We start from the raw sequence: 12,330 nt of genomic DNA, 5'->3' as shown, positions 1-12,330 counted from the left end.
ACGCTCCCTGACCGGAAGACCGGCCGGACCGCACCGGACCGGACCTCAAGACCGCATCGGACCCGGCCGGAAGGAACGCGGTGGTGGAGCCCGGCCCCCGGCTGGTAGGTTCGCCCGTCATGAGCAGCCCCGAGTCCGACAGACGCTAGCCACCGGTCCCCGGTGGCTCCCCGCGGCCGCGCCCGACCGCCTTCGCGTCGGCACGGCCGTCGCGCTGCCCCCGCCCGGACCCATGCGATGCGGGTCGCGCTCGGCATTGCGTACGGGTAGAGCTCCTCCCGGCCCTGTCCGAAGGACATCGCCCTCCCGGCACCGCACGGCTCTGCCGCCGCTCTGCCGTTCCACGGTTCTGCCGTTCTGCCGCCTCGCCGCTCGTCACGACGAGCGGGTGCGGCCCGCATCCCCGACCGGTTCTGTCCATCAGCCGTCCATGGGGTCATTCATGCCATTTTCCGTCTACGCTCTCGGGCTCGCCGTCTTCGCCCAGGGCACGTCCGAGTTCATGCTGTCCGGCCTTCTGTCGGGCATCTCCGGGGACCTGCGCGTCTCCATTCCCGCTGCGGGCCTGCTGACCTCGGCGTTCGCCGTGGGCATGGTCATCGGGGCGCCCACGATGGCGCTCCTGGGCCGCAACTGGCCGCGCCGCCGCGCCCTGTTGTCCTTCCTCTGCATCTTCGCCGCCGTGCACGTCATCGGCGCGGTCACCTCCAGTTACGGGGTGCTGCTGGCGACGAGGTTCGTCGCGGCGGTGGCCAACGCCGGGTTCTGGGCCGTCGCCCTGGTCACCGCGGTCGCCCTCGCCGGCCCCGAGGCTCGCGCGCGGGCCACGTCCGTGGTGGTCGGCGGTGTGACCGTCGCCTGTGTGGCGGGGGTGCCCGCGGGGGCGTGGCTGGGCGGTCAGTGGGGGTGGCGTGCGGCGTTCTGGGCCGTGGCCCTCGTCGCGCTGCCGGCGATCGCCGTGATCGCCGCGACGATTCCGGCGGGACGGCCCGCGGCCGCTCCGCCCAGCGCGTACGCCGAGCTGCGGACCCTTGCCGGGCCCCGACTGCTCCTGACGCTGCTGACGAGCGCGCTCGTCCAGGGAGCGACCTTCTGCGCGTTCTCCTACCTCGAACCCGTCGCGCGGAACGTCACGGGCCTCGGCGCCGGGTGGGTGCCCGCCCTGCTCGCACTGTTCGGTGTGGGCTCGTTCATCGGGGTCGCCCTCTGCGGCCGGGTCATCGACTCCCGGCCCTTCGCCCTGACCGCCGCCGGACTGGTGGCCTTCACCGTCGGGTGGGCCCTGTTCGCGTCGACCGCCGCCAGCGCCGTGACCGTGGTCGTACTCGTCCTCCTCCAGGGCATGCTCGCGTTCGGCACCGGGACCGCGCTGATCACCCACGTGTTCCGGCTGGCCGACGGCGCGCCGACCCTGGCCGGCTCGTTCTCCACCGCGGCGTTCAATGTGGGCGCCGCGCTCGGGCCATGGCTCGGCGGGCTGGCCATCGGCGCCGGTTTCGGCTACCGGTCACCGCTGTGGGTGAGCGCGCTGCTGATGGTCCTGGCTCTGGCCACCGCGGCCGCCGCCCTGGGCCGTCGCCCGCTCCGGGCCGCGGGCCCGGCACCGGGCTCCGCCGCGCAGGCGTACGAACAGGGGAGTTCGCATGGCTGAGGACCGGGCGTCGGTGGTCGTCCGCTGACGCGGAGCGCGGCCGTACCGCCGATGGCCGCGGGCGGGCGGCTGCGGTGAATCCGTCGGCGCGCCGGGTACGGGCAGCCGTTCGGGCTCGGGCGCCGCAGACGGGCGCCCGAGCCCGGTGCCTGATCAGAGTTCGAGGTCGACGACGACCGGGGCGTGGTCGGAGGCGCCCTTGCCCTTGCGCTCCTCGCGGTCGACGTAGCTGTCCTTGACGGCGGCGGTGAACGGGGCGTTGCCGTAGACCAGGTCGATCCGCATGCCCTTGTTCTTCGGGAAGCGCAGCTCGCGGTAGTCCCAGAAGGTGTACGGGCGGTCGTACTTCAGCGGGCGGGGCATCACGTCGGCGAGGCCTTCCTCGCGCAGCGTGGCGAGGGCGGCCCGCTCGGCGGGGGTGACATGGGTGGCGCCCTCGAAGAGGGCCGGGTCCCACACGTCCTCGTCGGTCGGGGCCACGTTGAAGTCACCGAGGACGGCGAAGGGCTGTGCCCCGGCCGCGTCCGCCGCCACCGCCTTCTGCAGCGCCTCGAACCAGCGCAGCTTGTACGCGTAGTGCTCGTGCTCGACCTCGCGGCCGTTGGGCACGTAGACCGACCAGAGGCGGACCGGCCCGCAGGTCGCGCTGATCGCCCGGGGCTCCTGCACGCCGTCGTAGTCGGGGCCGCCGGGCAGCCCCGACACGACGTCGGCCAGGCCGACGCGGGAGACCAGCGCCACCCCGTTCCACCGGCCCGTGGCGTTGACCGCGGACTCGTAGCCGAGCTCGCGGAGCGCGTCGGCCGGGAACTGCTCGGCCGTGCACTTGGTCTCCTGGATGCACAGCACGTCCGTGCCGGTGCTCTCCAGCCAGGCCAGCAGCCTCGGCAGGCGGGCGGTGATCGAATTGACGTTCCAGGTGGCGATGCGCATGTACGTAAACCTAGCGGCTCCCACTGACAGCGGCGGGGGCGGCGCCCGTCACACGCCGGTCGACTCCCCCGGGGTCAGCCGGGCATGACCCGCGCCGCCCAGGTTGCCGATGTGGGTGTCGTAGATCGGGCGGGCGAGATCGGTGAGCAGCGCGTCGTGGATGTCGATGGCGCGCCGCGGCTTGACCTCGCGGACGTAGTCGATCACCTCGGAGATCTTGCTCCAGGGCGCCATCACCGGAAGCAGCAGCGTGTCGACCGGCTGCTCGGGCACGGTGAGGGCGTCGCCCGGGTGGAAGACGGACCCGTCCACCAGGTAGCCGACGTTCGTGACCCGCGGGAGGTCCGGGTGGATCACGGCATGCAGCTCGCCGTGCACCTGGATGTCGAACCCGGCGGCCGAGAACGTGTCGCCGTTCCCGACGGTGTGGACGCGCCCCGGGAACGCGGCCGCGAGCTTCTCGGCCACGCTGCGCAGCGTCCAGATCTCGGCGGCCGGGTCGGCCTCCAGCCCGGCCCGCAGCCTCTCCTCGTCGAAGTGGTCGGGGTGCTCGTGCGTCACCAGGATCGCCTCCGCGCCGATCGCGGCGTCCTGCTCGGAGAACCCGCCCGGGTCGATGACGAGCGTGCGCCCGTCCTTCTCCAGTCGGATGCAGGAGTGGGACTGCTTGGTCAGCGTGAGCGCGAGCGGCTCCGGGTTCTGGGCGTTCATACGGACCATCCTGCTACGCGGGAGGCGTCGTTTCCGCCTGAATCACGGACTGGGCGATCCTGAAGGCGGCGCCGGCCGCCGGGATCCCGCAGTACACGGCGGTCTGCAGCAGCACCTCCCTGATCTCGGCCGGGGTGAGTCCGTTGCGCAGCGCGGCGCTGACGTGAGCGGCCAGGCCCTCCAGGTGTCCGGAGGCGACCAGCGCGGTGAGCGTGACGCTGCTGCGGGTGCGCCGGTCCAGGCCCTCCCGGCCCCAGACCTCGCCCCAGGCGTAGCGGGTGACGAGCTCCTGGAAATCGCCGGTGAAGTCGTCGGCGCCGGCCATGACCCCGTCCACATGGGCGTCACCGAGCACCTCACGGCGGATCTTCATGCCCCGCCCGTGCGGATCGGCGCGTCCACCGGTCTCCGCCTCGGGCTGCGCGGTGGCGGCGGTGAGCTCCGCGACGGGCAGCACGGGGGCGGAGAGCCTGGGCGCGAACGAGGGCGCGGGAATGGCGGCCAGGGTGTCCTGCCAGGCCGTGGAGAAGTGCGTGAGGAGAAGGTCGGTGACGGCTCCCGGCTGCTCGACCGGGGCCAGGTGCGAGGCGCCCGGGACGAGGGCGAGCCGTGCGTCGGGTATGCCCGCGACCAGGGTCCGGGCGTCACCGGGGCCGGTGACCTGGTCCTCGGCGCCGACCAGGACGAGCGTGGGTACACCGATCCTGCCGAGCTCGCCGCGGATGTCGAAGGCCGCCAGGGCCTCGCAGGCGGCGATGTAGCAGCCGGGGTCGGTGGTACGGACCATCTGGACGGCCCACTCGACGATGGCCGGCTGAGCAGCGGCGAAACCCGGCGTGAACCAGCGCTCGGGCGCGGTGCGCGCCATCGGCTCCAGCCCGTTGGTACGGACGATCACCCCGCGCTGACGGAACTCGTCGGCACTGCCGAATCGGGCCGAGGAGGCGACCAGGGCCAGCGAGGCGACTCTCTGCGGGTGCCGCAGCGCGAGGTCGGCACCGATCGCGCCGCCGATGGAGCAGCCCGCGTAACCGAAGCGCTGCACCCCCAGCCCGTCGAGCGTCGCCATCAGCCGGTCCGCGAGCTCCCCGACGGCGGTGGCGGGGTGCGCGGGCGCACCGCCGTGCCCCGGAAGGTCGTAGCGGAAGACTCTCCAGTGCTGGGTCAGCTCGGGTATCTGCCGATCCCACATGTGCCATGTGGTACCGAGGCTTGGTCCGAGCACCAGCACAGGCGCATCCTCTGGCCCATCTACCTGGTACTTCAACGTTTTGTTGTCTATCTGGCTCACAGTCCTACGCTCCCACGTCTCACAGCCGTGTCACACACCCCCCTCCTGAGCACTGTGAAGACCCCGCCATGTCGCAGCGGCTCCGCGAAGATCCTCTACGTCCGGCTTCACGTACCAACGCTTGGTGGTCTTGACGTTGGTGTGCCCCGCCCATCGTGCCAGCAAGTGATCCGGCACCCCATGGTTGGCCAGGTAGGTGAAGCACGACGCACGAGCGTCGTACAGGCGCACACGACGCAATTCCGCCTCTTCCATGAGCTTGTACGCACGGGTGCGGAGTTGCTTGGTTGTGCGGACCTCTCCGGCCTCATTCACGCAGATGTAGCCGGAGTCCAAGTAGTCCTCCCCCAGAGCCAATTTCTCAACCGCCTGGAGAGCCTTGAACCTCTTCAAGGCTTCTTTTACAGGGAGAGGCAGTGGGAGCGCGCGTTCCCCTGCCATGGACTTGGTGTCCTTCTCCACCACTTCCTTGTTGCCCATCATGGTCCGGGTGTTGGCCACGGTGAGCGCGTCAGTGGTCAGGTCGATATCCGACCAACGGAGTCCAACGACTTCCGCCGGACGGAGACCCATGAGCGACAAGAGGAGCGGAGCGTAAAGCCTGTCGCTCTTCACGTGACCTACGAACGTGTGGACTTCCGTGACGTTCCACGGGACCAGTTGAGCCTTGGTCTTCCGCTCAACCTTTCGGGCCTTACGCGGGATGCTCAGTTCCGATGCCACGTTCATTGTCACGAGCCGCTTAGTCACGGCGCGATTCAGAACGTCCTTGAGCCGGGCAAGGCTCATGTCCACACTGGTTACTCCGAGACCCGATCCAGCTTTTGACCCACGAACGCGACCGGCCTTTAGAGACCAGAGCATCCACGCCTCCACATCTTCCTCGGTCAGATCTTGGAGCTTGATGTTTCCGAGCCTTCCTCGACACCTATCCAGAGTGATCCGGTAGTTGTAGATGGTGGTCTCTTCCAGGTCCTCCGCCTTTTTGTCCAGCCATTGATCAATCCACTGATTGACCGTAAGCAGGTGAGGCGGAACGAAGGTTCCCGTGTTCTGCTCGTGCTCGATACGGGATATCTCCGCCTTTACCTCTTTCGCCGTGTCCTTAGTGATGGTGAGTTGCTTACGCTTACCGTTCTCATGCTTTCCGATTCCGATAACTGCGCGATACCGAACTGCGCCGGACGCTAGGACGATCTTCTTCGGTTCGGGCATCAACCCCACCTTTCAGAGTGTGTACTGCAACCCATCGACGTGGCTGCATTGCATCCACAAAGAGCATCCAGTTGACTGCTCGCCAGGCAAGGGGCCGCCTCACGCTGGGCGAAGGACCCCTTCGGCTCCGTCCTTCGCCAGGACGGCCTGGCGCCCTCCATGTTCGCGACGATCGCCGGTTTGGCCAACCGGCGATCGTCGGCTATGTTCCGCGGGCCAAGCCGCAGATCGGCTATCAAAACGACTCCTCAGATACCCCTTGGTGAGCCGCTACCAGAAACCTTCTGTCCGGAGATGTTGTACGTTGACATACCTTCGGAAGGTGTTCCAGTTCTTTGCAGCTCTTCCTCGTCTGCCGTGGGCGAACGACGCTGATGCCCCGAGGCTACTCAGCGCGATGGGAACAGACTTTCCACTCCTACTCGTGGAATCTTCTGTGCGCAGGCACTGGGCGCCTGGGAGTACGAAGGTGCTGCCCACGCAACCGCCGGGTGGAGCAAATGACGCCATCGACGCCAGAGGGTCAACCCATGAAATTCATGAAACCTGCTCCTGCCCGAACTACGCGGACCCCCAGGGCAAGGCAGGACGACCAGCCGCTCACTCGCGCGCCGAGCCCTCCAACTCTCGGGCGGATTTCCCGCCGGTTCGCCGACCTATTCACCAGACGGACCGTGAAGGCACGAGCCTCACAGCATGCATACGCGCGTGGAAGCCATTGCCATCGAGAACGGGAGGATTCTATTGCGTCACCAGGACACCGATGGGCCGGCACTGACCCTTAGCTTGACTCTGCCGGGGATCTTCGAGTCGCCGAGGTCAGCTGCCCAAGGTTCGCCAGGACTTCAGCCGGGGAATGTCGCGTTGGTCGAGGTAGTCCTAGAAGGCGGTCGATCGGCGGGGTGCGGTGGTTTGCTCGTCCGGCGGTAGTCCGCTGAGGCGCTCGATGTTGACGGCGATGGCGGTCAGGACGTGCTGGATGTGGGCTTTCCCTTATCCGCGGTAGCGGCAGCGTCTCATGCCGTGGCCGTGGGCGAACTCGTTGACCGTGCTCTCCACTCCGGAGCGGACCGCGTAGCGGGCCTTCCACTCGGGCGTCTGCTGCTCGGCCGGGCATGGGCGGCACTGGCTCTTGGTGAACCGGGCCACGATCAGAGGTGCCGCGGTGGGCGAGGAGGTCGGGTAGGGGCCGTGCCAGCCCGTGCTGACCTGTCCCTGGGGGTAGGTGACCTGCTGGCGGTCGTAGTCAATGTGGAAGTTGTCCCGGGCGAAGCCCTCGTTCCGACGGTGCTGGAGGGCGGGATTGCTGTTCAGCGGCCCGGTGACGGTGACCTGGTGTTCACGGGCGGCTTGTGACAGGTGGGGCAGGGAGGTGTAGCCGGCGTCGACCAGATGCTCGGCGGGCAGCAGCCCGCGACGCGCCAGTCGGGCGTGGATGCCGGGCAGGACCTTGCTGTCGTGCGTGGTGGCCGCCGTGGTGACCACGTCCGTGATCACGTTTGGGCTGTCGGGTACACAGGTCTCCGTCAGATGAGCGGAGAACCCCTTCCAGCTGATGATGTGCCCGTGGCATGCATAGCGGGCCGAGGTGTCGTAGGGGGAGACGATCGCCCTTGACGAGGGCGGCAGTCCGGGCCCGTCTTCCTTCTCGGCGGTGCGCCCAGCGCAGGTGTCCCGCAGCGTCACGGTGGTAGTTCTGCACCACGATCCGCCGCAGGGCCTGGACGTGCGGGTCGGCTGTGCGGTCTGTTCCGTGCCGGTAGAGGTGTTCCAGGAGTTGGACGGCGTCGTTCCCGGTGGCGAGGATTCTGGTCTTGGGCTTGGTGGGGTTCTTGCCCAGGCGGACCGGGCGGCCGTAGCGGCGCCCCCAGTCCTCGTCGACCAGCTCGTCGAGCAAGTGAGGGGAGCTGCCGGCGACCTCGTCGAGTGCGGCACGGACTGCATCGGTGATCAACTCCAGCCGGGTCCGATCGCGCACGGCGGCCAGGACGTGGGTGGAGTCGGTGCGCTGCGTGGTGCGCTCGCGCACCAGTCCGGCCTCCTTGAGGCGGGCCAGCGGGAGGTCGAGAAGACGGTCGGGCCGGCCGTCTTCGGCGAGGCGATCACGGAAATCGGCTAGCACGCTGTGGTGCAAGCTGGGGTCGTCCAGCTCCATGGCCATGGCGTACTTGAAGTCGATGCGGCAGCGAACCGCTTCGGCGGCCTGCCGGTCCGACAGGCCGAGCAGGAACTGCAGTACGCAGACAGTGGCCAACTGAGCAGGCGAAAGCACCGGCCGCCCGTCTCTGGGGTACCAGTCGGCGAAGTCCTCATCGCACCGAAGCCCGTCCAGCCGGTCACGTACCCATATCGCCGTCGTGCCACCGGGATTGCTCGCAGGCGCGATCCGCGCGGTCAGAGGCGGAACTTGCTCACCGGAACGGGGGCGAAGGACACCGGGCACCTCGACAGCTGCATCGGTCGGCGAAACCACCCGAGCATGCCCGTCGATCATGGTGCCGCACCGGGAAACTCCAAGATCCCCGACGGAGTCAAGCTTAGATTGGTTCCGCCCGGCCCTGTTGCGGCTCACCCCCGACGGGGCGGAGCCCAGTAGTCCGTCAGCATCTGTCCGGGCCAAAGGGGCTCGTGGAGTTGACCACGCGGCCCCATCTCCTGAAAGTATGGCGACAGATCGTAGATCTGCGTGCCCACCACAGCGTCCAGATCAGACACATGGAGCCTTAGTCCGTCGATCTTCAACAGCCGTGGAAAGCTCTGCGCCAACTGGTTCGGGCGCCGGTGGTTGCGATGGGCAAAGGTGCCTGTGGCTGGCCAATCCGGATTCCCGCGAGGGCTACGCGCGTGGTACTCGACATCATCAGGTGATGCCTGGTCAAAGTGCCAGACGACCACCAGGTGGGAGAACTCCTCCAGGCCCTGAACGGAGTCAATCGGAAGCTCGGCCTCGTCGAGCTGGATCACCGACTCAACGCCGCCCCAGTAGTCATCGGCCACCTCAGTGCGCCCTGCAACGACTTCCCCGATCGGCTTGATCTCCAAGACCATGAGCTCAACCCCCAGAATCGAATGTACGGACGCCAGCGATCAATCTACTTGAGCCAGGTAGGAAGCCGCACGGGCATCGAGCTCACCCACCGCGGGGATGCCACGCTTGCGGAACGGCGACAGCAAGTGCCGCATGTCAACGACACTCTGCCGCGCCCTTCCGGAGTAAATCCCGTCCTCCATCGCGTCGAGGACGCTTGCCCACGTTGCGCACGCCTCTTCCACGCCGCCCTGGGCTATCTGCGTCGCCCCCAGGTATCCGAGGGTAACTGCGTGCGTGCGACGGAACGCAGCACCACGCGTGCGCACGGAGCGTCGAAACTCCCTGACTGCGCGCCGATGATCGCCCAAGTCCCGCAACGTGCAGGCAGTTTCGTGGGCTAGCGATGCCTCTCCAAAGAAGAACGTCCGGTCGGGTTCCCTGACCCCGTCACGCGCATTGGCGAGATCGTCCTCAGCCCGCAGCAGGGCTTTGGCGGCCTGGTCGTTGTGGTGATTCGCAGCTAGGGCCCGCGCGTGTACAACCCCCAGGAGAGCTCGCTCCCGGGGGGTAGCGGCTGCGTACCGCTCCCCGCGCACCGACGCCTGAGCGATTTGTAGCGCTTCATGGCGAAATCCCATGTCGAGTGCCTGATGGGCCATAGCTCGCAGGATGTGTCCGCTCAGGGGCGCATCACCGGACCGGGCCGCCAGTTTCACGGCGATATTGAACCGTTGGAGCGCGACGGCGTGCTCGCTGTTATCGAATGCCATCCAGCCCGAGACGTAGGCAAGCTCGGCGGAGGCGGCAAACATGGCGCGACGGGTCCCCTCGTCCGCGAAGCGACCCCGGAGGAATCCGTGGGCTTCATGCTTCAGGTACTCATCGACGGCCCGTCGGCCGTGCCCGCCCCCGCGCCGTTGGTCCATGCGAGAGAACGCCAGGGTCAGTTCCCGTACGGTCTCGACGTCTCCGTGGCCGACCCGTTTCCGAGCCACGGACTCCTCGGTCGGCGGTTCGGCCATAGCCTCCCACCATGTAGCGTCCGGCAAGATCAGGGCCGCCGCAGAGTACACGCTGCCTGCCAGCCATCGCCGCCGGTCCGTGTTCACGTCATACCCCAAGTCGCTCAGCGCGATCAGAGGATCGACGCGCCAGTCCAGCGCCTCCTGCGCTGGCAAGGTGGCAGCTGCGAACCCCGTCTCCTGTGGCGTGATCTCACGCTTCAATCGACGGGTCAGTGCCTGGCACAAGATAGCGGGAGCGATCCCTGATGGCTGAACGCCGCCCACCCACATGCTGACGTGGGAGCGTCCGATCTTGGAGTTCTCCAGTACTTCGCCGTTCAGCGTTTCGACGGCGACACGGTTATACGCCGCTGTGGCCTGAGCTCGTGACCAGCCTGCTTCCAAGAGTAGCGAGGCCAGTCGCTCATTTCTCTCGCGCGCCATTCTGCGCCCCCGGACCAGAAGGTGATCTTTGACCACGTTGACCGACCTGCCTCGGCGAGATAACAACGGACGGTCAGGCAATCAACGTAGTACCCAACTGACGCTCGGTGCAGGGAAGGTGTCGCAATGTCCCATGCTCAGCGTCGTCACTCCGACGCCACGGATCGCAGTCAGCCAGTCGGGCGGATCATCACTGCGAGGCGGGGCGAGGCAGGCGAGGGCTGGCTGTAACCGATGGTCATGTACCCCCACCTTTGGTAGAGGGCTTGCACTTTTCCGTCGCCGGCAGCCTCATTGACCATGAGGGTCACGTACCGCTCGTCGCGGGCCGCAAGAAGCGTGTCGTGGATCCGTCGGGCTACGCCCATACCCCGCCAATGGGGGCTCACACCGATCTCCTTCAGCGCCAGGGCTGGCTGCGTCGTGTACTTCTTGCTGGGCGCCGGGCTTGTGCGCTGCCAGTACCGGTCTCCGTCTTCGATGCTGTTTCCGTAGGCATAGCCGACGGGGTGCTCACCTTCGTAGGCGAGTACGGCCTCAAATCCGGCTTCAGAACCGTGCCGGTCCAGTCGCTCGCCGAACGAGGAGATCGCGTAGTTCGCGAGGTGCAACAGCGGGGCGCGGACTACGGCGTAGACGTCGAGCAAGTCGCCGCGCACGGAGTCCAGCTCGGTAAACGATCGGATTTCGGTGACGGGTGTTGAGGTCACGCTGTAGCCCTCCAGGCGGTGGTGTGCTCGGTCCAGGTGCGAACGCTGACGCTGCCCGGCGCTGTGGCACGCAAGGCGGCGCCGAACTCCTGAAGCATGCGCGATACCCGCGCGTGTTGGGTAGCGGCCTCCGCCGGAACCTGCATAGCCGTGTGGGTCGCGGTGTCGATATCCCCCTGGGCAAGCTGGGCATGAGCGAGACGGCTGGTTGTGATCGCGCGTGAACGCCGCATGTGCGGCTTGAGCGCGGCTAGACACTGGTGGGCGTGGTACTCGGCGGTGGACCATTGGCCGGCGGAGAGATGAGCTGTGAGTGCGAGCGAATGTAGCTCCGCTTCGCCGTAGAAGGCCATCAGCCACACCGGACGGAAGGCAGCTGGGTCGGCTCGGTCAAGAGCTTCCCACGCCTGGTCGAAGGTTCGGGGAAGGCCCGTTCGCTCGTGAGCGATGCCTTGGATGGCCAGCTGCCGGGCCATGCCGAGCGAAGCGAACATCGGGTCGCGCCGGGTGATGTGCAAGTTGCGCGCGACATCGTTCGCGGCGCGGGCATCAGCAGGGAGGCCGAGGTGTCGATAGAGGCTCCCCGCGTGTGACCAGATGCGGAACTTGATGGCCTGGTCACCCGACAATTCAGCAAGGGCCTGCGCTTCACGCATGTGCGGGACGGCGTCCCGGAATCGGCGACCGTCGATGGCAGCCCACATCGCCGATGATCGAAAACTTGCGGCCGTAGCGTAGAGACTGCTGCGTACGCGTTGGGTGGCGCTACCGGAATTCTGCAGGTTCAGGGCCCTGTCCGCGAGGGCAACAGCCCGGGTTTCGATGCCGAGCTGTCCGCCGTGCTTGTGGTCGCTGGCGACCACTGCCTCGAACTTCTGCTGCAGACGCCCGACGTCGGCCATGCCGATTCTGCGGGTTGACGCGGCGCCTGGGGCGGCGGCTGCCACCGCCGCCGAAAGCGATCCGGCGACGAGCGTGCGGCGGTGCATGGGGTCCTCCTGCGGTGGGGCTGCCGTGGATGAGGTTGTGCCCCGTGGCACGAACCCTAATTCGGCGGCAGTACGCCCGGAGATGTACTCAAGGGCTTTCCGCGTGATCGCATTGGGCCATCGGACCCGGCCCGCGCGCCACTCGCGGACATGGCGTCCGTCATAGGTTCCAGGTCTGCCTGCTATGTGCTCCACAGCCGCGTTTGCGGCCTTGGCGAGCCCGTTGGCGCTGTACTGCTGATCGGCCATCCACGCCTCAAGAGCCCTGTTCCGGGTGGCTTCCATGCCCGCAGAGTAGACCTTCGAGTACGCATCGTTAGGCAAAGGGCTCACCAAAACCCCCTAGGGGCC

Annotated in this window: 11 protein-coding genes and 1 pseudogene; 2 read left to right on the top strand and 10 right to left on the bottom strand. The window is 67.5% G+C overall.

Annotated features, from left to right (window positions below; genetic code table 11):
* Window positions 1-442: 442 nt before the first annotated feature.
* A complete protein-coding gene (locus ACIQMX_RS13930; RefSeq protein WP_402477668.1) occupies window positions 443-1,651 on the top strand; it encodes a Cmx/CmrA family chloramphenicol efflux MFS transporter in 1,209 nt (402 codons plus the stop codon).
* Window positions 1,652-1,804: 153 nt separating this feature from the next.
* Here the strand turns inward: ACIQMX_RS13930 and ACIQMX_RS13925 are convergent, their stop codons facing one another.
* From ACIQMX_RS13925 to ACIQMX_RS13905, 5 genes are all read right to left on the bottom strand, one after another.
* A complete protein-coding gene (locus ACIQMX_RS13925; RefSeq protein WP_389061364.1) occupies window positions 1,805-2,584 on the bottom strand; it encodes an exodeoxyribonuclease III in 780 nt (259 codons plus the stop codon).
* Window positions 2,585-2,632: 48 nt separating this feature from the next.
* Window positions 2,633-3,295: an MBL fold metallo-hydrolase gene (locus ACIQMX_RS13920; RefSeq protein WP_363075915.1), complete on the bottom strand. Its 663-nt coding sequence runs from the start codon at window positions 3,293-3,295 to the stop codon at window positions 2,633-2,635.
* Between the two features lie 13 nt (window positions 3,296-3,308).
* Window positions 3,309-4,586, bottom strand: coding sequence for an alpha/beta fold hydrolase (locus tag ACIQMX_RS13915; protein ID WP_402477665.1), 1,278 nt, complete (start codon window positions 4,584-4,586; stop codon window positions 3,309-3,311).
* A gap of 30 nt (window positions 4,587-4,616) precedes the next feature.
* Window positions 4,617-5,801 (bottom strand): tyrosine-type recombinase/integrase, encoded by a 1,185-nt coding sequence (locus ACIQMX_RS13910; protein WP_402477663.1) that lies wholly within the window; start codon window positions 5,799-5,801, stop codon window positions 4,617-4,619.
* 993 nt (window positions 5,802-6,794) lie between these two features.
* Window positions 6,795-7,487: a transposase gene (locus tag ACIQMX_RS13905; RefSeq protein WP_402477660.1), complete on the bottom strand. Its 693-nt coding sequence runs from the start codon at window positions 7,485-7,487 to the stop codon at window positions 6,795-6,797.
* A 67-nt stretch (window positions 7,488-7,554) separates the two neighbouring features.
* On the opposite strand from ACIQMX_RS13905, the gene ACIQMX_RS13900 reads away from it, so the two are divergent.
* Window positions 7,555-7,920 carry a hypothetical protein gene (locus ACIQMX_RS13900; RefSeq protein WP_402477657.1) on the top strand — a complete coding sequence of 122 codons (366 nt, stop codon included), beginning with the start codon at window positions 7,555-7,557 and terminating at the stop codon, window positions 7,918-7,920.
* Between the two features lie 12 nt (window positions 7,921-7,932).
* Here the strand turns inward: ACIQMX_RS13900 and ACIQMX_RS13895 are convergent.
* The 5 genes and pseudogenes from ACIQMX_RS13895 to ACIQMX_RS13875 all read right to left on the bottom strand — a co-directional run.
* Window positions 7,933-8,295, bottom strand: a pseudogene (locus ACIQMX_RS13895) (transposase); the annotation flags it as partial.
* A 74-nt stretch (window positions 8,296-8,369) separates the two neighbouring features.
* Window positions 8,370-8,849: a TrmO family methyltransferase gene (locus ACIQMX_RS13890; protein ID WP_402477654.1), complete on the bottom strand. Its 480-nt coding sequence runs from the start codon at window positions 8,847-8,849 to the stop codon at window positions 8,370-8,372.
* 39 nt (window positions 8,850-8,888) lie between these two features.
* Window positions 8,889-10,280: a Tat pathway signal protein gene (locus ACIQMX_RS13885; RefSeq protein ID WP_402477651.1), complete on the bottom strand. Its 1,392-nt coding sequence runs from the start codon at window positions 10,278-10,280 to the stop codon at window positions 8,889-8,891.
* Window positions 10,281-10,450: 170 nt separating this feature from the next.
* A complete protein-coding gene (locus ACIQMX_RS13880) occupies window positions 10,451-10,990 on the bottom strand; it encodes a GNAT family N-acetyltransferase (protein ID WP_402477649.1) in 540 nt (179 codons plus the stop codon).
* The gene (locus tag ACIQMX_RS13875; RefSeq protein WP_402477646.1) at window positions 10,987-12,264 is read right to left on the bottom strand and encodes an XRE family transcriptional regulator; all 1,278 of its coding nucleotides are present in this window, start codon (window positions 12,262-12,264) and stop codon (window positions 10,987-10,989) included. The genes ACIQMX_RS13880 and ACIQMX_RS13875 overlap by 4 nt, the downstream gene beginning before the upstream one ends.
* Window positions 12,265-12,330: the final 66 nt, after the last annotated feature.

Source organism: Streptomyces sp. NPDC091416 (assembly GCF_044756845.1).
In the GTDB taxonomy this organism is placed as follows: domain Bacteria; phylum Actinomycetota; class Actinomycetes; order Streptomycetales; family Streptomycetaceae; genus Streptomyces.
This window is presented reverse-complemented; position numbering and strand designations above follow the sequence as displayed.

What these genes read in the sequence shown, in the direction of transcription:
- ACIQMX_RS13885 (WP_402477651.1), bottom strand. Translation starts at nt 10,280, where the DNA reads ATGGCGCGCGAGAGAAATGAGCGACTGGCCTCGCTACTCTTGGAAGCA.
- ACIQMX_RS13890 (WP_402477654.1), bottom strand. Translation starts at nt 8,849, where the DNA reads ATGGTCTTGGAGATCAAGCCGATCGGGGAAGTCGTTGCAGGGCGCACT.
- ACIQMX_RS13910 (WP_402477663.1), bottom strand. Translation starts at nt 5,801, where the DNA reads ATGCCCGAACCGAAGAAGATCGTCCTAGCGTCCGGCGCAGTTCGGTAT.
- ACIQMX_RS13925 (WP_389061364.1), bottom strand. Translation starts at nt 2,584, where the DNA reads ATGCGCATCGCCACCTGGAACGTCAATTCGATCACCGCCCGCCTGCCG.
- ACIQMX_RS13930 (WP_402477668.1), top strand. Translation starts at nt 443, where the DNA reads ATGCCATTTTCCGTCTACGCTCTCGGGCTCGCCGTCTTCGCCCAGGGC.
- ACIQMX_RS13875 (WP_402477646.1), bottom strand. Translation starts at nt 12,264, where the DNA reads ATGGAAGCCACCCGGAACAGGGCTCTTGAGGCGTGGATGGCCGATCAG.
- ACIQMX_RS13920 (WP_363075915.1), bottom strand. Translation starts at nt 3,295, where the DNA reads ATGAACGCCCAGAACCCGGAGCCGCTCGCGCTCACGCTGACCAAGCAG.